General features: G+C 66.0%; 18 protein-coding genes. 10 read left to right on the top strand and 8 right to left on the bottom strand.

The window, feature by feature from the left end; translation table 11 throughout:
- Positions 1 to 32: 32 nt before the first annotated feature.
- Together NN4_RS30290 and NN4_RS30285 are read right to left on the bottom strand one after the other, a co-directional pair.
- Positions 33 to 1,763 (bottom strand): ABC transporter substrate-binding protein, encoded by a 1,731-nt coding sequence (locus NN4_RS30290; RefSeq protein ID WP_147138682.1) that lies wholly within the window; start codon positions 1,761 to 1,763, stop codon positions 33 to 35.
- Positions 1,760 to 3,088 (bottom strand): aminotransferase class V-fold PLP-dependent enzyme, encoded by a 1,329-nt coding sequence (locus NN4_RS30285; RefSeq protein ID WP_147138681.1) that lies wholly within the window; start codon positions 3,086 to 3,088, stop codon positions 1,760 to 1,762. Before NN4_RS30285 ends, NN4_RS30290 begins: the two co-directional genes overlap by 4 nt.
- A 330-nt stretch (positions 3,089 to 3,418) precedes the next feature.
- Here NN4_RS30285 and add point away from each other — a divergent pair, with 330 nt between their 5' ends.
- Positions 3,419 to 4,507, top strand: coding sequence for an adenosine deaminase (add, locus tag NN4_RS30280; protein WP_222595197.1), 1,089 nt, complete (start codon positions 3,419 to 3,421; stop codon positions 4,505 to 4,507).
- Positions 4,508 to 4,512: 5 nt separating this feature from the next.
- Positions 4,513 to 5,811 (top strand): ABC1 kinase family protein, encoded by a 1,299-nt coding sequence (locus NN4_RS30275; RefSeq protein ID WP_186818708.1) that lies wholly within the window; start codon positions 4,513 to 4,515, stop codon positions 5,809 to 5,811.
- Here the strand turns inward: NN4_RS30275 and NN4_RS30270 are convergent.
- A complete protein-coding gene (locus NN4_RS30270; protein ID WP_147138679.1) occupies positions 5,798 to 6,451 on the bottom strand; it encodes an NHL repeat-containing protein in 654 nt (217 codons plus the stop codon). The genes NN4_RS30275 and NN4_RS30270 overlap by 14 nt on opposite strands.
- 66 nt (positions 6,452 to 6,517) lie before the next feature.
- Here NN4_RS30270 and NN4_RS30265 point away from each other — a divergent pair, with 66 nt between their 5' ends.
- The 6 genes from NN4_RS30265 (at position 6,518) to NN4_RS30240 (ending at position 12,580) form a co-directional block, all read left to right on the top strand.
- The gene (locus NN4_RS30265) at positions 6,518 to 7,216 is read left to right on the top strand and encodes a crotonobetainyl-CoA--carnitine CoA-transferase (protein WP_246181168.1); all 699 of its coding nucleotides are present in this window, start codon (positions 6,518 to 6,520) and stop codon (positions 7,214 to 7,216) included.
- A 33-nt stretch (positions 7,217 to 7,249) separates the two neighbouring features.
- On the top strand, positions 7,250 to 8,569 hold the full coding sequence (locus NN4_RS30260) for an aminotransferase class V-fold PLP-dependent enzyme (RefSeq protein ID WP_147138675.1): 1,320 nt from the start codon (positions 7,250 to 7,252) through the stop codon (positions 8,567 to 8,569).
- 15 nt (positions 8,570 to 8,584) lie between these two features.
- Positions 8,585 to 9,457 (top strand): class I SAM-dependent methyltransferase, encoded by an 873-nt coding sequence (locus tag NN4_RS30255; RefSeq protein WP_147138673.1) that lies wholly within the window; start codon positions 8,585 to 8,587, stop codon positions 9,455 to 9,457.
- 5 nt (positions 9,458 to 9,462) lie between these two features.
- A complete protein-coding gene (locus tag NN4_RS30250; RefSeq protein WP_147138671.1) occupies positions 9,463 to 10,593 on the top strand; it encodes a trans-sulfuration enzyme family protein in 1,131 nt (376 codons plus the stop codon).
- Positions 10,590 to 11,504: a homocysteine S-methyltransferase family protein gene (locus NN4_RS30245; protein ID WP_147138670.1), complete on the top strand. Its 915-nt coding sequence runs from the start codon at positions 10,590 to 10,592 to the stop codon at positions 11,502 to 11,504. Before NN4_RS30250 ends, NN4_RS30245 begins: the two co-directional genes overlap by 4 nt.
- 377 nt (positions 11,505 to 11,881) lie before the next feature.
- The gene (locus NN4_RS30240; RefSeq protein WP_147138667.1) at positions 11,882 to 12,580 is read left to right on the top strand and encodes a winged helix-turn-helix transcriptional regulator; all 699 of its coding nucleotides are present in this window, start codon (positions 11,882 to 11,884) and stop codon (positions 12,578 to 12,580) included.
- Between the two features lie 12 nt (positions 12,581 to 12,592).
- Here the strand turns inward: NN4_RS30240 and NN4_RS30235 are convergent, their stop codons facing one another.
- The 5 genes from NN4_RS30235 to NN4_RS30215 are packed head-to-tail and all read right to left on the bottom strand — an operon-like array spanning position 12,593 to position 23,048.
- Complete coding sequence (locus tag NN4_RS30235) at positions 12,593 to 13,069, bottom strand: acyl-CoA thioesterase (RefSeq protein WP_147138666.1); 477 nt, start codon at positions 13,067 to 13,069, stop codon at positions 12,593 to 12,595.
- A gap of 3 nt (positions 13,070 to 13,072) precedes the next feature.
- Positions 13,073 to 18,985, bottom strand: coding sequence for a type I polyketide synthase (locus tag NN4_RS30230; RefSeq protein WP_147138664.1), 5,913 nt, complete (start codon positions 18,983 to 18,985; stop codon positions 13,073 to 13,075).
- Between the two features lie 3 nt (positions 18,986 to 18,988).
- Positions 18,989 to 20,050 (bottom strand): RnfABCDGE type electron transport complex subunit D, encoded by a 1,062-nt coding sequence (locus NN4_RS30225; RefSeq protein WP_147138661.1) that lies wholly within the window; start codon positions 20,048 to 20,050, stop codon positions 18,989 to 18,991.
- Positions 20,047 to 22,026, bottom strand: a complete 1,980-nt coding sequence (locus NN4_RS30220) for a CRTAC1 family protein (protein ID WP_147138659.1) — start codon at positions 22,024 to 22,026, stop codon at positions 20,047 to 20,049. Before NN4_RS30220 ends, NN4_RS30225 begins: the two co-directional genes overlap by 4 nt.
- The gene (locus NN4_RS30215) at positions 22,023 to 23,048 is read right to left on the bottom strand and encodes a DUF1702 family protein (RefSeq protein ID WP_147138657.1); all 1,026 of its coding nucleotides are present in this window, start codon (positions 23,046 to 23,048) and stop codon (positions 22,023 to 22,025) included. The genes NN4_RS30220 and NN4_RS30215 overlap by 4 nt, the downstream gene beginning before the upstream one ends.
- A gap of 500 nt (positions 23,049 to 23,548) precedes the next feature.
- Here NN4_RS30215 and NN4_RS30210 point away from each other — a divergent pair, with 500 nt between their 5' ends.
- Together NN4_RS30210 and NN4_RS30205 are read left to right on the top strand one after the other, a co-directional pair.
- Positions 23,549 to 24,289 carry a helix-turn-helix domain-containing protein gene (locus NN4_RS30210; protein WP_147138655.1) on the top strand — a complete coding sequence of 247 codons (741 nt, stop codon included), beginning with the start codon at positions 23,549 to 23,551 and terminating at the stop codon, positions 24,287 to 24,289.
- A gap of 450 nt (positions 24,290 to 24,739) precedes the next feature.
- Positions 24,740 to 26,188: an MFS transporter gene (locus NN4_RS30205; protein WP_186818707.1), complete on the top strand. Its 1,449-nt coding sequence runs from the start codon at positions 24,740 to 24,742 to the stop codon at positions 26,186 to 26,188.
- The last annotated feature ends 439 nt before the right edge of the window (positions 26,189 to 26,627 follow it).

The raw sequence follows: 26,627 nt of genomic DNA, 5'->3' as shown, positions 1-26,627 counted from the left end.
CGCGCGTCGTGCTCATCCACTGCTTCTGTCCTTCACATCCACTTGTCGACGGCGTCCGCTCTCCCGGCCGGTGGGACGGTCAGCTCCGTCGGGGGTGGGTCGAGTCGCACGGTGGTCAGGTCGACCGTGAGACCGTGCGTGGGCAGCATGGCGGCGGCGCGAACGCGGCGGCCACCCCATTCCCGGGTCGTGGGGACCTGGAACAGCAGCGGCACGATCGGGGCGTCGGCCAGGGCGACACGTTCGGCATGGCGCCACGCGGTATCGGCCGATTCGCGGTCCGCCGCGGCGAGTGCCCGTCCGATCAGCGCGTCCACTTGGGGATTGCGGTAGCGGCCGAGGTTGGCGGGGGAGCCGGATTGCAGCAGCGGTTGCAGGAAGACGCGACCGTTGTTGTACAGCCAGGCCGGTGACCACGAGGCGAGCGCGATATCCCATTCGCCGGACTCCGCCCGTGCCGGGTCGGCCAGGAGATCCAGATACTCCGATGCGCCGAATTCGACTGGCTCGACGATGATTCCGGCCTCGGCCAGGTCGGCGGCGTATCGGTGGGCGACCAGGCGGGCGCGCTCGGTTGCCGGATGGATCGCGGTGATCCGCAGCTTGCCCGGATGGCCCGCGGCGGCCAGCATTGCCGCGCAGGTGGCAGGGTCGCCGCGATAGTCCGGCGTCGAGTAGGGGTGGAGGTCCTGGTGGCCGTCGTTGTTCGGTGGGACGACCGAGCCCGCGATGCGGATGATCGGATCGTCGCCCAGTGTGGCGATCTCCACCGCGATGGCGGCCTTGTCGATCGCGTGGGCGATCGCCTGGCGCACCGGTACCTTCCGCAATGCGCCCGCGGCGTTGGGGCTGCGGGTGTTGAACACCAGGTAGGGGTCCAGCGCGAAACCGAGATGGTGTTCGACAGGCGTTGCGGGATCGGCGATTCGGGCGCCCCACGCCAGATCCGCACGGTCCGTTCGGATTCGGTGCGCCACCTCGCCGGCGGTGACCTGTTCGGAGATGACTTCGACGCCTTCGACGTGCTGACGCCGCACGAGGTCGGTCTCCGCGCGCCACACCGGGTTTCGGGTCAGGCGTAGTTGGCGGCCCGGGGTGAAATCGATGGGCTGGTACGGGCCGTTCGACCTTATATTGCGGCACAGCTCGACGCTGCCCGGCACGAACAGGTCGTACTCGACCGGCGCGGGCGAGGCGCAGGGCAGCGCCAGCATGTTGATGAAATCCAGTGCAGGCCGCACCAATTCGAAGACTATTGTCTCGTCGTCGAGCACCAGCAGGCCCGGAATGTCATGGGAGTTCTGGTATTCGGCCAATTCGGGCCCGGTCGGCACGGCACCGGCGAACGCGGCGGCATAGTCGTCACAGAACTGCGCCATTCCCCTGATGGTGTCGGTGAAACAGGACAGCAACCCACTGCGGCGCAATGGATTACCCATCCGCTTGAAGCCGCGCACCACGTCATGGGTGGTGACCGGACGCTCGGGGTCGCTGTCCCAGTACACGCCGGGCCGCAGATGGACCACATAGCTCGTATGGCTCGCGCCCGTTCCCGCGTTGTACATGGAGGGAACAGCGGTCGCCAGATCGGGTGTCGGTGCCACGGTCTGCCAATTGCGCAGGTCGGACTGCGTTCGATAGGTGAAAAGCTGCCGGGCGAACAATCGCACGACCCGGTCGATCGGAAACCTCGGGCAGCACACCGGATCCAATTGGTCGAGCACGCCGGGACCGTACAGGCGCAGAATCGTCGGATCGGTCATGACATCTCTGCGGCGAGTCGGGCCATGATGTCGACGGCATTCGCGATCTCGTCGTGGTCGTTGAAGATGTGGGTCGTGATGCGTGACGCGTAGTGCTGGTGTGGCGATCCGGCGACGTCGAACTCGGTCCACCTGGTGAAGAGCCGGTACTCGCGCTGCAGCCGCATGGTGTACTCGTGCACCTTTTTGACATTCCACGCGTCTTCCGGCCGGCGGAACGGATGAAAGGCGATCAACGGCGACTGCAGCGTGGGATCCGCGCCGGGGGAGTACATCGCATCCCGTCCGAAACGCTCGGCGACGAGGTCGCGCGCGTAGTCGGCGAGCAGCATGATCCTTTGCTCGATCCGATCCCGGCCGATCTCGTCCCACATCTCGCAGGCTGTGGCGAGTGCGGCCCCGCGGGCGATGCTGGCACTGCCCGCGCTCTGCACGTAGTCGGCGATGTTGTCGCTCTCGAGCGAGGTTCGTGTCCGAGGCGGCGGGCTGCCCTTCATCGGGTACCAGGTGGAGATGATCGGCCAGAACGTCGGCAGTGGCAGCGGATTGTGTTCCGGATGAATCTTGTTGCGCACGTACAGCAATCCGGTGCCCAGTGGGCCGCACTGGAACTTGGATCCGGAGCAGGAGATGAAATCCGCGCCGATCGCCCGCATGTCGATATCGAGCATGCCGGGTAGCAGCGCGCCGTCGATCACCGTGATCAGGCCGTGCCGGTGCGCGAGTTCGCACAGTGCGCGCATCGGCAGCTTGGTGCCGGTGAACAGCGTGATCCCCGCGAAGGCAAGCACTTTCGTGCGCGGGGTGATCGCCGCCTCGAACAGTTCGATGATCTGCTCGGCGTGCACGTCGTACCCGGTGGGCAGGGTGATCGTGGTGAGCTCGATGCCGAAACGGTTGCGTAGCAGGTTGAAGTTGGACAGCACGGAGTAGCACTCGTGCGTGGTGGTGAGGACCTCGTCGCCGGCGTGCAGATCCAGACCGTGGATGACCCGCGCGACGCCCTCGGTCGCATTGTGGGTGATCACCATCTCGTCCGGATCGACCCCGTAGGCCTTGGCGATGGTGGCTCGGTGGTCCGGGTACATCCCCGGCGGATAGACATCGCCGAGACCGCCGGCCCACTGCCTGGTCACCCGGTCCACGGTATCGAGCACAGCGTGCGGCATCGCGCCGACGGTGCCGGTGTTGAGGTGTATGGCATCGGGATCCAGCGCGAACAGCCCACGGATCTCGGACCACTCTGCGGTGCGCAGGTTCGGCGATCGTTCGGCGATCATCGTCGCTGCTCGGTGCGCTGGGATGGGATCGACGGCGCCGTTCATGGGAACCTCTTCCACGATGGGCTCGGCAGGTTGAGCCGTTCACCTCCGTCGCCGGTCCGCCCGGTCGGCCGACCTTCGGCTGGCCATCGCCTCCGCGCGTGCCCGACGTTCAACTAACTATATGTTACATAAGTTTTCTCCAGAAATTGCGGCTCTCGACTTTTGTGGACCATGGCCTCTGGAAGCAACTCGCGCCCCTGGGGGCTTCGTTTGTTCTCGGACGGATGAGACTGTTCGCGCGCCCTCGCCTAGTTTGCTTCAAAAAGCTATGGTTGATCTCGTGGAGGGCTTCCGGAGCCGAAGTCGGCCTCGTGGCGCACCGTCAGCTCGATGCCTGACGGAGCCGAGCGCCGGCGCAGTGGTGCCGCGATGAGCGGCGACGAGGGCGTGGCGGCATTCCTCGCGGCGCTGCCGAAGGTGGAATTGCATGTGCACCTGCTGGGTTCGGCGGCGGTGGACACGGTAGCCGAATTGGCCGGAGCTCGACCGGATGTCGGGGTGCCTGCCGACCCGGTCGAACTGCGCCGGTACTACCGCTTCACCGATTTCGCGCATTTCATCGAGGTGTACACCGCGGTCAACAGGTTGGTCACCAGTGGTCCCGCCATGGTGCGGCTGGTGACCGGGCTCGGCGACCAGCTGGCGCTGGACAACGTGCGGTATGCCGAGGTGACCGTTACCCCGCTGTCGCACCTGCGCAGGGGTATCGCCGCCGCCGAACTCGCCGAGGCGCTGTCGATCGGTCGCCGTCTCGTCGCCGAACGCCATCGCATCCACCTGAATTGGATCTTCGATGTGTCGGCGGACGACGGTATCGCCGGCGCATTCGCCACGCTGGACTGGGTTCTTCGCTATCAGCCCGACGGGGCGGTCGGGTTCGGGCTGGGCGGCCCGGAACTCGGTGTGCCGCGCCGACTGTTCCGCACCGCGTTCGAAAAGGCAAGAGCCAATGGGCTGCCCGCCGTTCCGCATGCGGGGGAGACCTCCGATGCCGGTGAAATCTGGTCTGCCGTCCGCGATCTGGGCGCGGTGCGGATCGGGCATGGTATCCGAGCGGTGGCCGAACCCGGGCTGCTCGCCTACCTGTCGGATCGGAGTATCACCCTGGAGGTCTGCCCCTCGTCGAATGTCCGCACCGGCGCGGTGCGCGCGTTCGACGAGCATCCGCTGCCCGCATTACTGGCCGCCGGTGTCCCGATCACGCTCGGCTCCGACGATCCCGCGATGTTCGGCACCACGCTGACCCGCGAATACCAGCTGTGCCACGACCGGCTCGGCATTTCCCTTGCCACGCTTGTCGATTCGGTGTCGGCGGGGATCGACGCGGCCTTCTGTCCGGCGCCTGTGGCCAGGGAGATTCGCCGTGACCTCGCGCAGGCGCGGCATCGGCTCGATCGACCGCAGAGAACAGGGAGATGAGGCCAATGCGAGCACGATTCGCGCTCACGCTGCGGGCGGTGCGCGTCACCGGCACCGTCGTCGCGGTAGGCGTCCCGGCGCTGGTCGGCGGTTCGGTTCGCCGATTGCGCTACGGCCCCGCAGCTGGTCGGCGGCATATCTATCATCGGCTGGTCGCGCTGTTGATGCTGCTCGGACCGACCTTCGTCAAGGCAGGGCAGGTGCTCGGTACTCGCCGCGATCTGCTGCCGCCCGCGCTGTGTGACGAACTGTCGCTCTTGCAGGATTCCGTCGCGCCACTGAATGTGGCGCAGACCGCGGTCGCCTTGGCCGAGGCCTACGGCACCGAGGTGGATGACGTGTTCGCCTCGGTCGATCCGCGACCGGTCGCGTCCGGCAGTGTGGCGTCGGTGTATCGGGCGCGGCTGCGCTCGGGGCAGGATGTCGCGGTCAAACTGCGCAGGCCCGGTATCGAACGGACCATGTCCGAGGATCTCGCGCTGATTCGGGGCGGGTCGGCATTCGTCGCGCGGCTGCCGGTTTTTCGCGGCGTTCCGGTCGAGGAGGTCGTCGCGAATATGGCGGGCGCGATCCTCGGGCAGCTCGACTTCGAACGGGAGGCCGACAATCTGCGGCGGTTGCGCAAGAACCTCTCCGAGGTGCCGCGGGTCTGGGTGCCGAAGGTCTACCCCGAGGCCTGTCGGCCGCGGTGCATCGTGATGGAGTTCATCCCCGACCTGGCGGTGGGCACGGCCGATCAGTGTTCGCCGGTCACCCGTCGGCGCTTCGCGGCGTCCGGGATGGCGGCGATGTATCAGATGCTGTTCGTAGACGGCTTCGTGCACTGCGACATGCATCCCGGCAATCTCTACTTCACGCGCAGCGCCCAGGTGGTGGTGCTCGACGCGGGCTTCAGCGTCCAGCTCACCGACCGGCTGCGGCGCCTGTTCGCCGAGTTCTTCATGAACATGGCGATCGGACGCGGGCACCATGCCGCCGAGATCGTCATCCGGAGCGCGGCCAGGATCGCCGAGGACGCCGATCTCGCGGGCTTCACGGTGCGGATGGCGGATCTCGTCGAGCGCAGCCACGGCCAGCCCGCCAGCGAGTTCAGCCTGATCGCCTTCGCCATGGAGATGTTCGACCTGCAGCGCCGCTTCGGCATTCACGCCGCGCCCGAGCTGATCTTCCCGCTGTTGTCCCTGTTGGTGATCGAGGGGACCATCCGGGAACTCGATCCGAACATGGATTTCCAGGAGGCGGCCAAGCCGCAGCTCATGCGCGGCCTGTTCGGTACCGACGGCGGCCGTCCTACGCTCGGTTGACCAGCACCGAGTCGAGTTCGACGGCGCGCAGCGCGCGGGCGGGGAAATCGCAGTACCAGAGGTGACGGCCGTCCCAGGTCATGCCGGTCGGGTGGCCGGGGACGCGGAACGAGCCGGCCTCCGCACCGGTCTGCGCGTCCAGCGCTCGGACCGTCGAATCGCCGAAGTCGCCGTGCAGCACCATGCCATCGACGTAGGTGAGGCCCGAGGGGGACTCGCCGCCCACCGGGTATTCGCGTTCGATCTCCATGGTCGCGTAGTTCCGCAGCTGCACTACGGTCGGGCCGCGCAGGCACATCCACAGCCCCTCCGGGCCGAATTCGATCCCGGTCAGCCTGCCACTGGCGGGCAACACCGCCTTCTCGCCTGCGGATTCCCCGGTTTTCGGGTCGATGAGCAGGAGCCGTTTGGGGCGCCCGCCGACCTGGACCAGCCGCGCGCCGTCGTAGCCGAGGTCGGCACGGACGCGGGCACAGGCCCAGGAGCGCGTGACTGTCCCGTCGGCCGGGTCGATGGCGAAGATCGTCCCCGCGTCCTGGTCGGAATGCCACAGCATCGAGCCGTCCCAGGTGAGCCCGCACAGGTAGGCGGTGGGCGCGGGCAGTGTTCTGACGACGGGTGCTGATTCGCAGTAGGTCATCTCGGCCTCTCCTGACCTGGCGGCAATCTAACTTCAAGAATATATTGTGAACTAGAGGTGATGCTGATGGAAGCCGATCTGGCCGATCTTGCGCAGGCGTACGTCGATCGCCACCGGCCCGCGAGCGGATACCGGATCGCCGCATCGTCGACAGGCACGCTCGACTGGGACGAGGACTACTGCCGCCGGGTGGCCGCATACTTCGAGCAGGCCCCACGACTGGCCTACGACGCAGCCCTCGCTCAGCGCTACGACCGGTTCAAGCGGGAGAACCTTCAGCAGTACCAAGTGGTTGTCGATGCGGGAATCACGGTGCGGCCGTGGCTGGTTGCGGGCCAGCCCTACCGGCGCTCGGCCGAGCTGCGCGCGTCCGTGCGGAAAGCTAATGAGCTCTACGTATATTTGACGACCTCCGGCCATGGTCCGGTGTCCGACAACGAGTTTCACCCGATGCTGGAACCGTCCGGCATCGTGATCGACGGTGTAGCGCTCAGCCACAACGACGTGTTCCGGGTCGTGCACGACGTCTTCGGGCATGTGCTGTCCGGACGCGGGTTCTCCGCTCGGGGCGAGTTCGAAGCCGCTTTCTGTCACATGGGGATGTACTCCGCCGATGTGCATCCGGTGCTGTTCACCGAGCAGATCGCCCAGATCTGCTGGTTCTTCTTCGGCCCGCGCGCGCCCGAGCGTCGGTACCCGCCGCAGAAGGTGTTCGAGTTCCCCGGTCACTATCTCGCCGAGTTCCGGAAACTGTTCAAACTCTAGGCAAAAGTAGCTTCATTTAGATATGGTGATCTTATGACTGATCTGGTGAGCAACGGGAAGATCAGCACTTCGACACTGGGGGAGTCGGTCCGGCCGGACTTTCCCATCCTGGGGCGGCGCTTCGGCCCGAATCCGTTGGTCTACCTGGACAATGCGGCTACCTCGCAGAAGCCGCGCGCCGTACTGGACGCGCTCGTGAATTACTACTGCGACGTCAACAGCAATATCGGCAGGGGCTACTACCAACTCAGCATGGCGGCCACCGATGCCTATGAAGCGGCACGCGACAACATTCGACGCGCGATCAACGCGGAGCACGCCGACGAAGTGGTTTTCACCCCCGGCACGACGGCGGCCGTCAACCTCCTCGCCGATACCTTCGGCCGCTCCGCGGTGGCGGCCGGCGACCAGGTCGTCGTCACCGGGATGGAGCACAACTCCAACATGCTGCCGTGGCGGCGGCTGTGCGAGACCACCGGCGCCGAGCTCGTCGTGGTTCCGGTCGGCGCCGACGGGCGAGTAGCGATCGATAGGTTCGCCGGAGCGCTCGGATCTCGGGTGCGGCTCGCCGCCGTCGCGCATGTATCCAACGTGCTCGGCACCGTGAACCCGGTCCGGGAAATGATCGGCGAGGCGCATCGGCACGGAATTCCGGTGCTGGTCGACGGCGCCCAGGCGGTACCGCACCGCCCGGTGGACGTCCGCGACCTCGACGCCGACTTCTACTGCTTCTCCGGGCACAAGATCTACGGTCCGATGGGCATCGGCGTGCTGTACGGCAAGCGGGAGTTGCTGTCCCGGCTCGCGCCCTATCAAGTGGGTGGCGGCACCGTGAAGGGCGTGACCCTGGACGAGCCTGTCGCCTACGTTCCGGTGCCGGCCCGGCTCGAAGCGGGCACGCCGCACATCGCCGGAGCGATCGGACTGGCCGCGGCGTTCGATTACGTGCAGCAGCTCGGGTGGGACGAAATCCAGCGCCACGACGACCTGCTGGTGTACGCCGCTATCGAAGCGCTGCACAGCATTCCGCGAGTTCGTATTCTCGGTGACCCGGCGGCCCAGCCGAGCGGGATCGTCTCGTTCGTCGTGGACGGCATCCACCCCTACGACGTCGGCGGCCACCTGGATCGGCACGGTGTGGCGGTGCGCAGCGGGGTGCACTGCGCCAACGTCTTCATCGATACCTTCGGCGAAGTCGGCACAGTTCGCCTGTCGTTCGCGGTGTACAACACCGAAGCCGAGATCGATCTGGTCCGGCGCGCACTCACGACCGTGCAGCCCGGGTTCTGGACCGCGGAGCATCCCACCGAACGGTTCCTGGCGATCGATCCGTCCACCCAGAACCAGCATTGACGGGACAGGTGTGTCATGACGACTGCCGAATTCGATCCGGTGAGCTTCAAACGGACCCAACGCGCCAACTGGAATGCGATCAGCACAGGCTGGGTGTCCTGCTCGGACGACTTCGAAACAGGCGGCGCACCGGTGACCGCACGGTTGCTCGAACTCGCCGGCGTGCGCCCGGGGCATCGGGTGCTCGACGTCGGCACCGGCACGGGCGAACCGGCGCTGTCCGCCGCCGCCGTCGTCGGCTCGACCGGAGTGGTCACCGGAATCGACCTCGCCCCGGACATGATCTCCCGGGCCCGGGACCGGGCCCGCGGTGTGGACAACGTCGAATTCGCGGTCGGTGACGTCGAATCGCTGTACTTCCCCGCCGCGTCGTTCGACGTCGTGCTCAGCCGATGGGGCTTGATGTTCGCGGTCGATCATGTCGAGATGTTCCGGACGCTGGCGCGGGTGCTGGTGCCCGGCGGCACGCTCGCCGCCGCCGTATGGGCCGCTCCAGGGTCGGCGGCGCCGATGATGTCCCTCGGCTTCCAGGTGATCGCAGGCCGGCTCGGGCTACCACCCCCGCCACCGGGGGCGCCGGGACCGTTCAGCATGGGCGACCCGGCGGAGGTCGGCGCCGAGTTGACCAAGGCCGGTTTCCGCGAGGTCGAGGTGACCGCGTTCCGGGTGCCGTTCGTGCTCGAATCCCCGGAGCGCTTCATCGAATTCAACAAGGTGGTCATTCCGCCCGGCCTGAAGACCATGCTGCGGGAGAGATTCGGCAGCGCCGACGATCCGGAGACCTGGGCGGCAGTGGGCAAGGCCGTCGAGCCCTATCGCACGTCCGGCGGCAAAGTCGCCCTGCCGAGCAAGGCCTTGCTGCTGCGGGCCGTCGCGCCGATCGGCTGATCGCCATGCGCTTCGACACCAGGCTCGTGCACAGCGGGCAGCGCCCGTCGCCTGGCACCGGTGACATCGTCCCGCCGATCCATGTCGCCACCACCTACGATCGCTTCGCGCAGGAACCGTTGCGCCTCTTCTACTCCCGTGGCGAGAATCCGACCAGAGATGCATTGGAAGAATGCCTGGCTTCGCTGGAGGACGCGCGTTTCTGCGCGGTCTTCTCCTCGGGGCAGGCCGCCGCAACCACGATGTTGTCCGTTCTGACGCCCGGGCAGCGAGTGGTGTCCTCCGATGACGTGTACGGCGGTACCTACGCGTTGTTCGCGACCTTGGGTCGCTTCGGAATTCAGGTCGACTACGCGGATCTGACCGACCCGGCCGAGGTGCGGCGAGCGCTGGCGACCGACACCGCGATGGTGTGGGTGGAAACGCCGAGCAACCCGTTGCTGAAGATCACGGATGTGGCCGAGGTCAGCCGATCGGCCCATGCCCGGGGCGCGCTGGTGGTCGTCGACAACACGTTCGCGAGTCCGGCCCTGCAACGCCCCCTGGCGCTGGGCGCGGATGTAAGCCTTTACAGCACAACAAAATTCATTGCGGGCCACGCCGACGTGCTCGGTGGTGCGCTGGTGTGCGACGACGAGGCGTTGCATGCCGGATTCGTCGAACATCGGACGGTGACCGGCGGCGTACCCGGCGGCCTGGACTGCTACCTGGTGCATCGCGGCGTGAAGACACTGTCCTTGCGCGTGGCACGCCAGACCGCCACCGCACGCTCGATCGCCGAGGAGCTGTGCGAACGTCCTGCTGTCACCGAGGTTTTCTATCCAGGTCTGCCGTCGCATCCCGCGCATCGCCTGGCCGGCCGGCAGATGTCGGGACCGGGCTCGATCATCAGTTTCCGCTACCGCGGCGATCCCGAGAAGCTGATGGCGCGAACGCAGCTGTTCGCCTGCGCGGTGAGCCTCGGCGGCGTGCGATCGCTGATCGAGTGCCCGGCTTCGATGACGCACCGCCCGATACCGCGGGCGGTCCGGCACGCGGCCGGCATCACCGACGACCTGATCCGGCTTTCGATCGGGATCGAGGATCCGGCCGATCTGCTCGAAGATCTGACGACTGCGCTGGAAGGTGACTCATGACGAATTCTGCTGCTACCCAAGGATTCCAGCTGCTCGACGGTGGCAACGCGAGTGAGCTACAACGCGCCGGTTTGCCGGTGCGCCCGCCGTGGTGGACGTCCGCGGCCCTGCTCACGGACGCCAACCGGCGGGTGCTGCAGTCGGTGCACGAGGCGTATCTCGCCGCAGGCGCCCAGGTCATCACGGCGAACACCTTCCGGGCAAACCTGCGTGCCCTGAGCCGGACCAAGCTCGATGACGCGGGCCGGGCGTGGATTGTGCACGCGGCCGTGGGGGTAGCCCAGGCCGCTCGGAAACAGGCCGGCGTGCTCGATGCGCGGATCGCCGGATCGATCGGACCCGTCGAAGACTGTTATCGACCGGATCTGGTGCCGTCGGACGAGGAACTGCGCGCCGAACACGGCTGGCTGGTGCGCGAGCTTTCCCGGGCCGGGGTGGACCTGTTCCTGATCGAGACGATGAATACGATTCGAGAAGCCAGGATCGCGCTGGCGCAGGTGCTTTCCGCGGGCGGGCGGGCCTGGGTGTCGTTCGTCTGCGCCGATGACGCGACGCTGCTGTCCGGGGAGCCGCTGACCGGTGCGGTACACGCGGTGTCCCGCGATGGTGCCGAGGCCGTTCTCGTCAACTGCACCTCGCCGCACGGAACGGAAGTTGCGCTGAAGGCGCTGTGCCGCGGCCGGTCGGGGCTGATCGGTGCCTATCCGAATATCGAGGACCGGACCGGCCTACCGGCCTACGAACATGTCGATCGCGCCGTGCCCCCGGGGTTTGCCCCCGACGAGTTCGCGGAACTGGTCGCGCGGTGGTGCGCCGACTACGGCTTGGACATCATCGGCGGGTGTTGCGGCACCTCTCCCGACCACCTCGCCGCAGCGAAACGGTTGTTGAGTACGGCAGTCACGACGTGAGATCTGGGCCGGATGCGTAGTTGTTCGCCGCGTGGCGTAGCGCAGATTACTATATATTAAGATATTCTTACAGCGGAGATGTGCTGTGGGCTGTCGGGCGACGGTCGATCGGCACGTCGACGGCCAGGGCCGAGTGGCTCGGGCAAGCTACGGCCACGTCGGCTGCTTTCCCTCGGCCCCCAGCGTCGAAGTGTTATTTCCGGATGGCATGAGTTCCCGTGAAGCAGGCTGCGGCCGGTCCTGTGTCACCGGTGCCACACCGTTAGCTCGGAAGGTACTGACCGCTGGGTAGGCGGCCGCAGCTACCGGAGGGGAACATTTACCGTAGTATCAATGTCACTAGTAAGTTGTAGTGACCCGAGATCCGAGGTGCTCACATGGGAACGAAGCGCTACGCGCAGATGTGTGCAGTCGCGGCTGCGCTCGACCTCGTCGGTGAGCGCTGGACCCTGCTGATCATCCGCGATCTCATGACCGGTCCGAAGCGATACAACCAGCTACTCGAAGAGACGCTGGTCGGCATCGGACCGAACTTGCTCGCGGCGCGGTTGCAGATGCTCACCGAACACGGAGTGATCCAGCGTGAGTCCGTATCCGGTGACGGCCGCGGCGTCCAATATCGGCTCACGGCCAGCGGTGAGGCGCTCCGGCCGGTGATCATCGGGTTGGCGTCGTGGGGTTTGTCGCACATCTCCTCCTACGAGCAGGACGGACTCGTCCGTTCCGAGTGGGGGCGCTTGGCGCTGGAGGCGATGATCACCGTCGGGCCGCCGCCCGACGTCGACGAGTCGTACGAGTTCCGGATCGGCGACGAAGTGTTCCATGTGCTGTGCGAGAACCGCACCGCTCGCGTCGTCGACGGATCTCCGGATGACCCGGCCCTCGTGGTCACCGCCGACCCGGAGACGTTCATCCGGATCGGCACCGAGCAGCTCGGCATCCTCGACGCGATGCTGTCGGGCAACCTGACGGTCAGCGGTGATTCGACCTCGCTGACGCGCTGCCTCCGACTGCTCGACCTCGAGCTCAACTCGACGACGCAGGCCGATACTGAGGCGCACGCCGACGTCAGCTGATTCGACCATGATTCAGTCGGCGCGGCGCCCGGCGAGCACACGCTCGTTGCCCAGTTGGTGGGGTTCGGCGTAGGGCTCGAGTGCGCGCCGCAGACTCTCGGGTACCCGGGTCGGCTCGACCCGAGTTCCGTTGCCGCGCATACAGGCCACTCGTTGCCGACCACGGGCCACCAGGTGTTCGGTCCCCGTCCGGTCATCGATCTCCAGGTAGGCGAAGGCGAATTCGATCTGCGTCTGGGTGAGGTCGACCAGGGTCATCCGAATGGTGAGGCGTTGGAATGCGGTCAGTTCGGCGAAGTACTCACACTCGCACTTGATGGTGAAAAGCTTGAGGTCCCGGTGGATTTCGTCGAGCACATCGGGCGCGTGCTCCACCAGGAACATTTCCCGGCAGCGGCCCTGCCAGCGGAAGTAGTTCACGAAATAGACGTTGCCGACCAGGTTGGTTTCCTCGAAGCCGACGATGTGGGAGATCTCGTAAGAGCGCACGTATCAACCTTTCTCGGTCACCGAGAACACCACCGGCTGCTGCGGTGTCGGTGACGCCAGGGTGGTGCTGAAGGACCAGACGATGTCGGTACCGTGCCGCAGGGCCAGCCACCCGTCGGCCGCGGCACGGTTCTCCAGGGTCAGTCCTGGTCTGGTGACCGTGCCGCCGAGTTTCGTCACCGCTTCGCGTGCGCTCCAGACCCGCGTCGCGGCGGTGGCGAACGACTCGCCGGTGGCCCGGCAGCACATCTGCGCGAGCGCGACACCTGAATTGCCGAGCAGGCCGGTCCATTGCGCCTGCGTACGCTCCTGGACCGGTTCGATGTCACAGCCGACCGGGCATGCGGCGACCACGGCGACGGTGAGACCGGCACCGTGGGAGAAGCTCGCGTGCCCGTCCGGTATCTCCGGTCGCCCGTCAGGTCGGTGCCGGATGACCACCGCGCGTCCGAGCGCGGCGGCCAGCGCGCGCCGGGTTGCTTCGCGGCGGCCCGACATCCGCGGGTTGGTGTCGTCGTCGGCGACCGGTAGTTGCGCCCGTTCGCGCACGATCGCCAACTGAACCGGCGAAGGGAGCAGGCTATCGAGCCGCCTTTGCAGGTATGGACCGAGCAACTCGGGTATCCACCCGGACGGTGACGCGATCGGTGCGACCGCGGAAAGTTCGAGTGCCTCCCAGACCGCGACGAATGCGCCGTACTCGTCGCGCACGATGACGTCGTATATGTACGTCGACTGTTCGTGGGACCGTTCGCGCGCCGCCAGCACGACTGTCTGGACGTCCGGCGCTATCGGCAAGGACAGCACGCGTGCGACTTTGGACGGCAGCAGGGTCCAGTCGGGCACGCAGACCTGGATGGCGTGCATGAATGCGTCGCGGGCCGCCGGGTCGTCCAGCACCAGCGATTGCGGCAACATCGGGGAGAACCAGCGCTGGTCGCCGACGCGAATTCGGGCGACGCATTGTCGGGCGGCCAGCTGATGATAATCCTCGACGGACCGAAAGGTCGGCCCGTGGAACATGATTCGGTCGTAGAAGTCGGTGTCGACCGCGATGCCGAGGCCGGCCGTCGTCGTGGCGGCGGTGTGCGCGAATTCGGCCAGTCGCTGGAGTGGTTCGGTCGCCGACGTCGATATCGCAAGAGCTGCGCCGTCGGCCGTCATGTCGTGTCGGCAGACGCCGCGGAAATGGTCGATCTGAAATGCCGTGGTGTTCGACCGGATCGCCACCCGGACGGTGTCGCCCGATCTGAGGGCGGCCACCCGGATCGTCATGACCCCCTCCGGCGCCGCGATGATCGGCCGGAGGAATTCGAGATCGTGCAACTGCACCGGGCGCTGTTCGCCGAACAACGCGGTGGCGGCCTGCGCCATGGCCTCCATCCCCAGCACGGCGGGGAACAATGCGTCGCGGGAGAATTGGTGATCGGCGAGATAAGGGTCGGTCGCCGTGGAAATGTCGGCGTCGGCGAGCAATTCGATCCCGGGGATGTGCAGGCGCGGACGCTCCAGAAACCGCAGCAGCGGAAGTTCGACCTCGTCGAATCGGATCGTGGGCAAGCCGCCGGTTCTACCGATCGCAACCACACTGGTCGGGCAGGCCGGAGTGCGCAGCAGATCCAGCATGAGTTCGACACCCACGTCCGTCGGAATCGGCTCGATCCCTTCGCGGACAAGGGAATCCAGCACGCCGAGCCGTTCGCCCATCCCGGTGCCTGCCCAGACCGACCATTCGATGGTGAGGCACCGGCAGGCCGGCTGTTCGCCGGCGAGGGTATCGATGGCGGAGCGCAGCCAGTCGTTGGCGATCGCGTAATGCGCCTCACCGCGCAGCCCGGCCCGGCCGATGATGCTGCCGAAGCCGACGACCAGACGAAGCTCGGCAGGCCGCAGCGATTCGAGTAGGTTGCGTAGGCCGTCGACCTTGGGCGCGATGGTTCGCGCCACGTGGTCACCGGTCAATGATCCGATCGCCGCGGGGGTGTTGATGCCGGCGCCGTGCAGGATGCCGGTGATCGCACCGAGTTCGCGACGGATCGTGGTGATCGTGTCGGCGATCTGGTTCCGGTCGGTCACGTCGGCGGTGAAATAGTGTGCGGCGATCCCGGATTCGCGGAGCCGGGTCATGTTCGTGGCGATATCGGGATCGTCGGCGGGGCTTCGAGCGATGAGCGCAAGCGCGCATCCGGTCTGCTTCGCCAGCGCGACAGCGCATTCGATGGTGATGCCACGAACCCCGCCGGTGACAGCCACCACGTCACCCGCGCCGAGTGGCAGCTCGGCCTGGACCAGCGGCAGCTCGCGAAGTATCGGTTCGGCCCGCTTGCCCGCCTTGTCGTAGTGGACTTCCCGGAAGGTGGTGGTCGCGGCGATATCGGCGCACGCCAGCCGTGCGACGTGCTCGGGTGCCAGCTCGGGGGTTATATGGACGACGGTCGTCCGGACGGCGGGGGCCTCCAGATGCACCGTCTTGGCCAGCGCCGCCGCGTCTCGGCCGTCGTCGACAACGACCAAGCGAGAGCCGGTGTCGATCGCTGATCGAGCGGCGGAAAGCATACGGTCGATGGCGATTTCGGCCGGCTCGGCCGCACCTAGCTTCAGAAGCACACCGTCGCCGAAGCCGGCGGTGTCGAGCCGGTGCCGGATGGCCGCGGCGAACCGATCGTCCTGCGGTGCGAACACCCGCCACCGTCCCGGCTCGACGCCATGATCGGTGACCGGCGGCACGGCGGAGGCGACAAGGTCGATGGTGAACGGCCGCACCCAGATATCAACGCCGGTCAGCTCGTCGGCCTGCTTCGCCGGTGCGTCGTTGCGCGCCGTGTGCGCGAGGTCGTCGATCGCCTCGGCGAGCTGCGCGATCGTCGCGGTGGCAACGTTGGTGGTCGGCTCCGGTATTTCGGCGCCGAGCAGCGCGAGCGCATCCGCGACCAGTTGGGTGATGGTGATGCTGCTCAAATGCAGATCGTCGAGCGGGTGGATCTCGGGGGTGATCTCCTCGATGGGAAGTTCGACGCGCTCGGCGATCAGTCGCTGCAACGTCGGCAAGGACGAGGTGTCGTCCGCCCAGGCCGGGTCGGGTTGATCGGCCACAGCAGGCTGCGCTATGCCGGGCTCGATGGACAGCGCCTGGGGGAGGAACGAGTCGTTCGGTGCTTGCTCGCAAGGGCTTTCGATGAAAACGAACTGCTTGTCGAGCGAGATCGTCCGGTTGAAGCGTTCGGCGGCGAAGCCGTCCAGGTCGGGGCGGGCGCCGAGGACGTAGCAGGCGGCGAGGGTGCGCAGGATCCCGGCAACTGAGTCGCCGTCGGTTTCCATTGCGACAGTAGGAATTCCAGGGCACACATCAGCGGCGAGGGCCGACAGCGTCGAACCCGGCCCGACCTCGACGAGCAGATCGCAGGTCTGTGCGAGCTGCGACAACGCGGCGGCGAACTGGACCGGTGCGCGCACCTGGCGCTCGAGCAGATCGGCGACGGCGTAGCCGGGCTCCAGCGAGCCTGCGGTGACGGTCGAGAACAAACCGGACCGTTTGACCTTGCCAAGATCGATCTCGTCGAGGTAGCGGCGGAAGGCGTGGGCTGCGGGCGCGACCAACGGTGAATGGAACGCATGCGAAACCGGCAGTGTCCGGCAGCGCATTTCGGCTGCGCGCGCGCTCACCAGCACCGCGTCGACGGCGTCGGTCGGCCCCGCGACCACTGTGTGTTTCGGACTGTTGTATCCGGCGATCACCACGGGGCTGCCGTTCAGCAAGGCCGCCACCTGATCGGCGCCCGCGAAGATCGTCGCCATGGTGCCCGGCTCAGCCACGGCAGCGGTCTGCATCGCCTTGCCGCGGAACGCCGCTGTGCGTACGAGCTCGGTTTCGTCGAACACACCGGCCCAGTAGAGCGCGGTCAATTCCCCCAGGCTGTGCCCGACGCAGCCGACGACGTTCATGCCGACGGAGTCGAGCAGTCGCAAGCCGGCGAGCGAGGCCGTCACGATGCGCGGCTGCGCCTCCTCGGTGGCCGCACCTTCGGCGTGAACACCCACCTGCTGGTACAGGTCGGCGATCACGGCGAAGCGGCGAGCGGGTGCGCCGCCGTCGCCGTGCCCGGGGGCGCCCTGCCCGGGAAACATCAGTCCGATGCGCGGTGCGGATCCTATTCCGGCACTGAGGAATTGGCCGGATCCCGGAGCGAACCGGTGCCGTTCACCGGCGGCGAGGACGTCGGCCAGTTCGGTCAACCGGTCCGCGGCCTGTCGTTGTCCGGTGGCGACCACCGCCGCTTTGATCGGTAGCCGGGCGTCGATCCGGATCAGCTCGGCGGCGAGATCGCCGAGTTCGGCGAACGAACAACGCGCGGCGAGTGCGGCGACCCTGCGTAGCTCGGCTGCCAGCTCGGGGGGTGTGGCCGCTGACATCGCGAACAGTTCCGCATCCTGCGCGCTGCGCGCCAGGCGGGTACTGGCCGCGCGCGACAGCGTCCGCGGTGGCAGTCGGCTCTCCAGCACGACGTGGGCGTTGCTGCCGCCGAAACCCAGCGACGAGACGCCGGCCCGCCGGGGAGGGTTCGGGTCGGGTGCGGCGACGGCCGGTGCCGTGGTCTCTTCGCTGGGGTCCGGCCATTCGAATGCGCTGTCGGGGAGCCGAAGTCGATTCTCGACGTCGCCGAGGACCGGATGCGGCCGGTCGGTACCGGTGATCGGCGGAATGGTGCCGTGGTGCACAGCGAGGGTGGTCTTGATCAGGGCCGCAATGCCGGCCGCCGCCTTCGTATGACCGATGTTGCCCTTGATCGATCCGATCGCCACCGGTGGTCTGCCCGCACTCCGGGCGGCGACGGCCGTATTGAACACCTCGAGCTCGGTGCGGTCACCGACCACGGTGCCGGCGCCGTGGCCCTCGAGATAGTCGACGGTGTCCACCCCGAATCCCGCCATCCGGTACGCGCGTTCGATCGCCCGCAGGTGGCCGTTGTGTTCGGGCCGGGTGATGCCACCCCGACCGTCCGAGGAGATACCCCAGCCTGCGATCGTCGCGTATATCCGTGCACCCCTGGCGATCGCGTCCTCCTCGCGCAGCAGCACGAGGATCCCGCAGCCCTCACCCGGCCAGAAGCCGTTCGAACGTTGGTCGTACACGCGCATTTCCGACGTCGACAGGGCGCCGGTCTTCGCGAAGCCGACCAGTTCGAACGGGTCGATGGATATGTCGACGCCACCGACGATCGCGGCGTCGAGGTGACCGGCGAGCATGGCGTCACCGGCCTGTGCGATCGACAAGAGCGACGACGAGCAGGCGCCGTCGACGGTGAAACCGCCACCGCCGAAATCGAAGTGGTTGCAGATCCGCCCGGCGATCGTGTTCGCCAGGCCACCGGCCAGGCTGTCCTCGGTGATCGCCGGGAACGGTGCCTTGTAGTCCGCCTCGTACTCGTCGAGAAAGGCGGCGATCTGCGCCGCGGGCCAGCCTTTGCGGTGCAGTGCGCCGGCCAGGGTGCGACGCACATAGGGCCACCGCAGCCGCATGCCCGAAGCGCGGGTCATATCGCCGGTGAGCGTGTTACCGAGGATGACGCCGGTGCGTTTGCGGTCCAAGCCTTCGCCCGCCGGAAAGCCGGCGTCGTCGAGCGCCGCGGCCGCGGTGTCCAAGGCGAGCCAGTGGACGATGTCGGTGGATCGAAAGGTGTTGGCGGCGACGCGATGTCTGGCCCGATTGAAGGTCCAGCCTTCGATGACCGCCGCATGGGTCGCGTAATGGCGGTCCGCCGCCGCGGAATCACTCGCGTAGTAGTCGGCCGCGTTCAACCTGGCCGGTGGGATCGGCCGGAATGCACGCCTGCGGGCCAGGACGTTGTCCCACAGCTGAGCCGGGGTCGCGGCGTCGGGAAATCGGCACGCCATACCGACGATCGCTAGTCGAACCATCGGTCATGCTCGCTGAATAGTGGGGCCGGGGGACAACACCGGCACCCGGTCGGTGCTTCGGCGTTCAGCGGCACGGCCTTTGGCAGCCTTCGTCCAGTAGGCAATCCAGGCGTAGCTGCCCCGGATCGCGCAGACGATCGTGACGGCGAAGAACAAGGTGTAGACGACGTTGAAGACCATCAGCAGTCCGTAGACGGTGGCGGCCGATGCGCCGAACATGAATTGGGCTCGGGCCGGGAACGGCGTCGTGCCAGGGTCGGTGATCATGTAGTTGGTGAACAGGATGAAGGCGGTGCCGGTCATCATGCCGAGCGCGGCGACCAGGGCGACGTCGAACAGTGCGTGCCGGACCACGGCCTGGATCACGAACCCACCGAGCCAGCCGATGATCAGCGGCACCCGGCGGACCAGGGTGGCGTTGATCACCGTGCCCGCGACGAGCAAGACCAGCGGGACCGCTATCCGGAACATCGTGTTGATGTTCTCGCCGAATTCGTAGGGCGGCGCGATGCTGATCCAGGTGCTGAAGCACAGCAGCGCCACTGTTATCCCGAAGTTGGACGGGTTCAGGAAATGGCGCATCCGCCCGCCGAACGGGGCTTGGAACACATACTTGCTGGTGATCGCCACCGCTACGGCGAACAGGACCGGCCAGAATTGATTATTGGCGTAGAGCAGCATGTTCACCGCCAAGGCGGTGATGTGGGCCGGTAGGAGGAACTCGTACACGCCGCGGGCGCCGCGACCCAGGAATCGCGGTGCGGTGTTACGCGACCACGCGGTGATCATCTCGAAAGCCAGGTCGATCACGTAAGCCGACAAGATCGCCAGAATCGGCCAGAGCGGTGGCTGTTCGAAGCCGAGGATGGTGTAGCCGACGATATTGAGCACGGTCAGCGAGAGGGCGAAATTCCGTAGGGCCAGATAGCGCACATCTCTTTTGGCCGGTTCGGTGGTCGGCGCGGCACCGTTGGTGGTGGGCGGTACGACCGCGGTTGCACCGTTGCCGCGGGGTGGTGCGGAGGGCTGATCGCGAAGGCTGAGTTTACGGTTGAGCAGAGTCATGGTTTCGTGATCCCCTCGGCGATCTCGGTGGCCGTGTCGGTCAGCATCAGCGCGTGCGTGCCGGGCGCGAGCTGGAGTGTCTGGTGATGCCGGGCACCGGCGGTGTCGAGCCACTCGATATCGGCCGCCACCGGGGTGCTGGCGGCGCCGAGTCCGAAGTGCACGTCGAAACTGCGTTTGCCGCTGTGACCGCTGCCGCCGTCGAGTTGGCTGCGGGTGGTCCGGCCGTCGGCGGTGCGCACCGTGACGACCGCGTTGTAAGCGGGCTGCCCGGCGACCGTCGCGGGCGTACCGGTGGCAGGCTGCGCCGGTCGATACAGCCGCAATGTCAACGAGTTGCCCAGGGCCGGTGATTGATTCGCGAAGAACGCGGGCGGCCCCCACTGGCGGGCGACCGCGAAATCGAGCGTGCCGGTGCCGGTGGTGTCGCCGATGGCGACCCCGCGCGTCGGTATCGGCGCGTCGGTGCCGACCTGCTCGGTGATGTCGACGTACTTGCCATTGCGCCCCTTGGCGAACAGTGCCATCGGGTGCCCGCCCGCGATGTCGTCGCCGGGGGCGACTCGCGGCCACATCACCGGGTCGTGCAGCACGACGTCGTTGGTGGTCGCAAGCTCCTGCAGCCAAGCCCATCGGTTGCCGCCGTCGCCTTGGACGAACCCGGAGGTCTGCAGCACGTCGAGGGTTCCGGAGTTGCGCAGATCGGCGGCTTTCATATCCCAGCCCCAGCCCGTCCAGGCCAGTCCGAGCTGTTGCGCCTGTTGCGAGAACGGTGCGTGCCCGGAGACGAGTTCTCGACGCATGTCGTCGGGCGTGCTCGTGTCGTTGCGCCAGACGAAGTTGCTTTCCTGGATGCCCCACGGGGTGGTGATATTGCTGACCAGCATGTCGAATTTTCCGCGATCGTACATATCGACGAAATCGACGCCCATACCTTTGAACGAGTCATGCCCGAGCACGAACGATTTCGGGTCGGTCCAGGTTCGATTGCCCGTTGCCGTGCTGAATCGGATAGTGCCCGGCGTCGACTGGTTGTACAGCAGATGATCGCGGCCGAAGTCGTTGCCGATGTAGAGCTCGGGCAGCAGATCGCCGGTCAGGTCACCCGATCCGAGCGACAGGGTCCAGCCGGTGCTGTCGCCGAACGGGATCGCGCCCTTCTGCTCGACGTATTCCGGGCGTCCGGCGGCGTCGTTGCCGTTCCATCGAAATACGCGCTCGCCCGCGGCGTTCTTCGCATTCGACAACGAGTCGTTCATGACGACGTCGGGACGCCCGTTCGGGTCGAGCACACCGGAGTTCGGGAAGTAGTTCCCGAAGACGATGTCCGGATGGCCGTCACCGTCGAAGTCGGCGATGGACACAGAATTGGTGTTCCACTGTTCGCCGTGGTACTGATCGCGCGTGGTCCCCGACGGGATCAGCTCGGTCGGTACATATTTCGGCGCCGGATCGGTGGCATCGGCCCGGTGTAGGAAGATGATCGGTGTTCGTCCCCAGTAGTAGACGAGTAGATCCATTCCACCGTCGCCGTTGAAATCGCCGGGGGCGCAACCCATCGGCGCCATCGTCGAATCCATCGTGATCGGGTCCGGACGGAGCACGAATGGTGTGAAGCGGTCGGCATGAGGTGCGGTCGGGGTGTAGGTCACGATCACCGAGTCGGTTCGGGTGTCGACGATGCACATGCCGTCGGACCGCCCGTGCCCGACCAGGTCGTTGACGGCAATCGAGGCACCGACCGAGGAGATCCACGAGCGAATGCGGTGATATGACGGGTTCACCTCGCGCACGGATTTCATCGGCAGCTGGTCGTATCCGGGAGGCATGGCGATCGCCATGGATTCGAGCTTGTAGTCCTGCGCCACGGTGTCCGGATCGTCGGTGGCGACCTGTGCTTGCGCGACGAGGAAAGCGGATGCCAGCAGCACCACCGCGGCGATCGTCGGCGCCAGGGCTCTTATACGAGCGTTCATGATTCGGCCTTTGCGGTTGTTTCCGTGGCTGCGGAAGCGGTCGGGTCGGGAGGCTCGGAGGTCAGGCACCGTTGTCGAATCCGCTGTCGCCAGACCTCGTAACCGGCCAGGCCGTCGATGGTGGGCTCCGCGGGCCGGGTGTCGATCGCGATCCTGGATGTGTCATCGACGGGCCGGCCGGTGAAAACTCTTACGGCGGTCTCGGTATTCGGCTGCACGATGCGGGCGCGGGCACGTGCTTCGGCGGCAAAGGTTGCACCCTGCCCGATGTCTTCGCGATAGGGCGATGCCTGCTCGCGCAGCGTGGCGAGCTCGTCGGCGGTGGCACCGCCCGCGTAGGTCGCCGCCAGGCCGAGGCCGGCGAACAAGTCCGGACGCCGGTCAGCCGCGAACGCTTCGATCATCGTGCATGCGACTACCGGATCGGCGCCTGCGACGAACCACATCGCGCGCCCGATCCCCTGATCGATCGCGTGCGGCACATAGTCCGAGTGCCGGACCGACACGACGGGCGGGTTCGGATCCACATACTGCTGTTTCACGTAGCGATCGGTATGGAAATAGGCCTGGTGAAACCCGTAGCCATCCAAGGCGAGCCAAACCAGCACCGGATCGGTCGCGCCGGTGAGCGCCGCTCGGTGCAGTGGCCGCGGGAGCCGGGCCAGTGCCCAGCCGACGCCGACGTAGATCATGTAGAGGTGTTCGTCTGCCGCGGTGAGGAAGTCGGCTACGTGATGGCGGTGGCCGATCGGCAACGCGTCCCGGATCGCCATTGCCATCGCAGCGCCTTCGAACGCGAAACCTCTTCGCTTACTTTCTATTTCGGATAACAACGCCGCAGTCTCCGCTGCCGTGGCACGCTCGGCGCCGACACCGAATCCTTCGATGAACGTCGCGCCGGGCAGCTCCAGACACGCTGCGGCGTAGGAATTACGGGCAGGGAAGCCGCGAACCTGCAACGAGGCCTGTCGCGCGTCCGGCGTCAAGATCTTCCGGCGGAGCCCACCCAGAGTGAAGACCATCTGAAGCCCTCCTTCGCAGAACCTGTACTCAAGGTTCCCATCCGGTCGCGTCTGGGGCTTCTTCCTCGTTGCTCAATCTATAAAACGGAAGTATTCTACCGACCAGTTGCATAACATGAATCATGGTGGCGAACTGAGCCACCGTCGGGCACTCCGTTCGCCTGCCTCGCTGCATCGGGGCCATGGGGCTTGCGTCGGGGCTACGGGTTAAGGGGGTACTCGGAAGTAATGCAACCGCCACTGCGGATTCGACGGCTGCACTTGCCGAGCGTTCATCCCGCAGTTGAGGGGCCACCGGCATTTCGTAATGGCGCGCGGCCTTTGCGGCGACACCTGAATGGTTCGACCTCGGTGCCAGAGGCGGCCGGTCAGTTCCACCATCAGCGGCAGCGGCCACATTTCCTCGCACTAGCAAAGGCGCTATTTCGTAGCTATCTCGCAGCCGAACAGCTGCGGTAGGCTCACTTCTGCTGTCACCGGCTCAGGCATCCTGGATTGTTATGAGTTTGGGAGAGTTCGTGTCCGACCATATTGCTGACAGCATCAAGTACATGTGGGAAAACTGCGGGCAACAGGTTACCTTGGATGACCTCGCCGACGTCGCAAAATGCAGCAAGTTCTACTTCGTCAGACGGTTTCGCGCCGAAACCGGCTGGTCACCCGCCCGTTTCCTCGCCGCAATCCGTCTGGCGCGAAGCAAGAAGTTATTGGCCTCCACGTCGATGAGAGTGTCCGACATCTCCTATGCCGTCGGGTATCTCAGTTACGGCACGTTCACATCGCGGTTCACCGAAGCGGTCGGCCTGAGTCCGTCCCAGTATCGTCGCTACGTTCGCGGCGAGCAGGTTCCGTTGAGATGGTCCGAGCAGCATGACTGCAATCGCGAGACCAGCATGCCGTTATTGTGCGGCAAGCTGTTCGACCCGGAGGGGGCGGCAGTGCGCCGAAGGTACATGAGCATATTCCGCGCGGCCAATCCGCTGACATCGGCCGCCGCGTTGCTGATTGTCGCAAACCAGGGGGCTTTCAGTTTGAACTGTGTACCGCCCGGAAAATGGATCGCTCGCGCGATCGCGGTCTCCACCGTTCGCGACGACAGAAATTGTCGATTAACCCGAGATGTCCGCACGGGAATCTGTGAGTTCCGACTCCGGAAAAATGATCGACTCGAAATCGGTATCACCTTGACCGAACGAACGATTCGGACCGCGCCCTTTTTGCTGGCCCTGCCGCAGCTTTGAATATCGAACCTTTACCGAGGTGATTCAACAAGATCGTGAGCTCGCGACCGTTCGGCCCGGTCAGCAACCGCCTCGATCGACTCAGCCATGCCGACAGGCTATGACCACCGGCGTATCGCGCCGCTATCGGCTCCGCGACCGCGGGGCTGTCGCTCTACGCCGCTGCTCTTACTTGTCGTGCCACTGCCGTTTGGTACGCGGGTTCCGCTTTCAATTCGCCCGCTGTCCGTACGGTAAAGAACGGAGATATCTGTGTGTAGCCAAAGACATTTCGACTCATCGATCGAGCAAACCGACGAAGGACCCCACCCGGCGCCTATTCGGCGGCGTACCCGTGCCTTCTGGTTCGGGCTCGCCGCAACGACTTTGGGTACTGCGCTGCACTTTCCGATGTACTGGGAGTCCAGGCACATGGGTTATCACATGGCGGACATGCCCATGGATACCTCGATGCTTGTAGGAATGGTGTTGATCGTCGTCGGCCTCGTCGTCACCGCCTATGGACTGGTTCCTGTTGGGGCACAGCGTGATCAGGTGGCAAACCTGCGGGTACGTGCGCTCGATGATGCGCCGATCAATCGGGTACATGTGGTTCTGCTGCTGGTGATGGCCGCGGCGATCACCATCGATGTCATGAAGCCGACCACGCTGGCGTTCGTCGTGCCCGGGGTCGCCAAGGAATACGGGCTGAAAACCGCGACCAACCCTGGTGGCGGCCTGCCGGCTGCACTGCTGCCGCTGGCGGGGATCACCGGTACGGTGATCGGCTCGTTCATCTGGGGTTGGCTCAGCGACAAGATCGGCCGCAAGGCGGCGATTCTGCTGGCGGGGGTGTTCTTCGTGGCCACTTCGGTGTGTGGTGCGATGCCGAGTTTCGAGCTGAATCTGCTGATGTGCCTGATCATGGGCATCAGCGCGGGCGGCATGCTGCCGATCGCGTTCACCCTGCTCGCCGAGACGATTCCGGCGCGGCATCGCGGCTGGCTGATGGTGCTGATCGGTGGCGACATCGCGGGCGCTTACATCATCACCAGTTGGTTGTCGGCCACCGTCGGCGACAGCTACGGCTGGCGGGTGATGTGGCTGATCGGGTTCCCGACCGGGTTGCTGACCATTCTGCTCACCCGGTGGATCCCGGAGTCGCCGCGCTTCCTGCTGGCGCTGGGCCGCCGCCGGGAGGCGGAGCAGGTGTTGCGCGTCTACAACGCATCGATTACCGAGGTCGAAAAGTCGGAGCTCACAATCGAATCCGGTGTCAAGGGGGGATACCGTCGTCTGGTGCAGGCGCCGTTCGGCGGGATCACCACTGTGCTGGTGCTGGTCGGTCTCGGCGTCGGCCTGGTCGTCTACGGCTTTCAGCTCTGGTTGCCGACCAACCTGCGCCAACTCGGGTACAGCGGCGTCTCGGCCGATCAGATCCTGCGTGACTCCGCGCTGATCGGTTTCCCGCTCAATTTCCTGGTCGCCTACTGTTATCACCGCTCGTCGAAATGGACGATGGTGATACTCAGTGCGCTGCTTGCGGTTTCGTTGTTCGGGTTCGTCGCGCTCGGAGATCGCATCGCGGACAACAAGATTCTGCTGTACGCGTTGCTCATCCCGCCGATCTGGGGCGCGAGCTCGGTGGTGGCGGTACTCGTCGCCTATGGCGCCGAGGTGTACCCGACGCGAATACGTTCCCGCGGCACCGGTTTGGCGGCAGGCATGAGCAAGGCAGGCGGCATTATCGTGCTCGCGCTGGTGGTGCTCGCCGTTGCGGCACCATCGATTTCGATGACCGCGCTCATCAGCGCCATCCCGATGACCATCGCGGCCGCGGCGGGTGTCGCCTTCCTGGTCGAGACGCGACGGCGCTCGCTGGAGGAGATCACCGCCGAGGAACTGCGGGCCATCGCCTGACGCGCTACGGGTAGACGTGCAGCCAGCCGACCTTCAGCAGCCATGTCGCGACGCCGCAGAGCGCGACATAGACGATCAGCCAGGGGAGCGCCGAGAAGTGCCTTCTCATTCTGTCTCCCGTTCCGACGGTGCGTCAGCTCTGGTTCGACGAATCTGTCAGCGCAGGTACCGGGTGCCACCGCGGTACCCTCATGGAGCCATATACGTTGCGGCGCCAACGGATTGGACCTCTGCCGAGAGCGGAAGGCCGCGATGCCGATCAGGATAACAAGGGAGAACCGAGCTCACTCCGGATTCGACTTGCCCGGGTCCGATTGCCCTGAACACGGTGCAGACCGAGATCGCCGAACCCCCGGGGTCCGCTGAGCCGACCATGCACGTTGCGCGCGAGGGGTTCACATCGGAGAGTGGTGGTTGGTGCGGGAGAGCGTCCGGTGTG

Source organism: Nocardia ninae NBRC 108245 (assembly GCF_007990755.1).
GTDB classification, from domain to species: domain Bacteria; phylum Actinomycetota; class Actinomycetes; order Mycobacteriales; family Mycobacteriaceae; genus Nocardia; species Nocardia ninae.
This window is presented reverse-complemented; position numbering and strand designations above follow the sequence as displayed.

Excerpts from the sequence above, each read along its gene's own strand:
- NN4_RS30275 (WP_186818708.1), top strand. The coding sequence starts at position 4,513 with ATGCGAGCACGATTCGCGCTCACGCTGCGGGCGGTGCGCGTCACCGGC.
- NN4_RS30290 (WP_147138682.1), bottom strand. The coding sequence starts at position 1,763 with ATGACCGATCCGACGATTCTGCGCCTGTACGGTCCCGGCGTGCTCGAC.
- NN4_RS30285 (WP_147138681.1), bottom strand. The coding sequence starts at position 3,088 with ATGAACGGCGCCGTCGATCCCATCCCAGCGCACCGAGCAGCGACGATG.
- NN4_RS30240 (WP_147138667.1), top strand. The coding sequence starts at position 11,882 with ATGGGAACGAAGCGCTACGCGCAGATGTGTGCAGTCGCGGCTGCGCTC.
- NN4_RS30215 (WP_147138657.1), bottom strand. The coding sequence starts at position 23,048 with ATGGTCTTCACTCTGGGTGGGCTCCGCCGGAAGATCTTGACGCCGGAC.
- NN4_RS30230 (WP_147138664.1), bottom strand. The coding sequence starts at position 18,985 with ATGGTTCGACTAGCGATCGTCGGTATGGCGTGCCGATTTCCCGACGCC.
- NN4_RS30245 (WP_147138670.1), top strand. The coding sequence starts at position 10,590 with ATGACGAATTCTGCTGCTACCCAAGGATTCCAGCTGCTCGACGGTGGC.
- NN4_RS30225 (WP_147138661.1), bottom strand. The coding sequence starts at position 20,050 with ATGACTCTGCTCAACCGTAAACTCAGCCTTCGCGATCAGCCCTCCGCA.
- NN4_RS30205 (WP_186818707.1), top strand. The coding sequence starts at position 24,740 with ATGCTTGTAGGAATGGTGTTGATCGTCGTCGGCCTCGTCGTCACCGCC.
- NN4_RS30220 (WP_147138659.1), bottom strand. The coding sequence starts at position 22,026 with ATGAACGCTCGTATAAGAGCCCTGGCGCCGACGATCGCCGCGGTGGTG.
- NN4_RS30210 (WP_147138655.1), top strand. The coding sequence starts at position 23,549 with ATGAGTTTGGGAGAGTTCGTGTCCGACCATATTGCTGACAGCATCAAG.
- NN4_RS30260 (WP_147138675.1), top strand. The coding sequence starts at position 7,250 with ATGACTGATCTGGTGAGCAACGGGAAGATCAGCACTTCGACACTGGGG.
- NN4_RS30265 (WP_246181168.1), top strand. The coding sequence starts at position 6,518 with ATGGAAGCCGATCTGGCCGATCTTGCGCAGGCGTACGTCGATCGCCAC.
- NN4_RS30270 (WP_147138679.1), bottom strand. The coding sequence starts at position 6,451 with ATGACCTACTGCGAATCAGCACCCGTCGTCAGAACACTGCCCGCGCCC.
- NN4_RS30250 (WP_147138671.1), top strand. The coding sequence starts at position 9,463 with ATGCGCTTCGACACCAGGCTCGTGCACAGCGGGCAGCGCCCGTCGCCT.
- add (WP_222595197.1), top strand. The coding sequence starts at position 3,419 with ATGCCTGACGGAGCCGAGCGCCGGCGCAGTGGTGCCGCGATGAGCGGC.
- NN4_RS30255 (WP_147138673.1), top strand. The coding sequence starts at position 8,585 with ATGACGACTGCCGAATTCGATCCGGTGAGCTTCAAACGGACCCAACGC.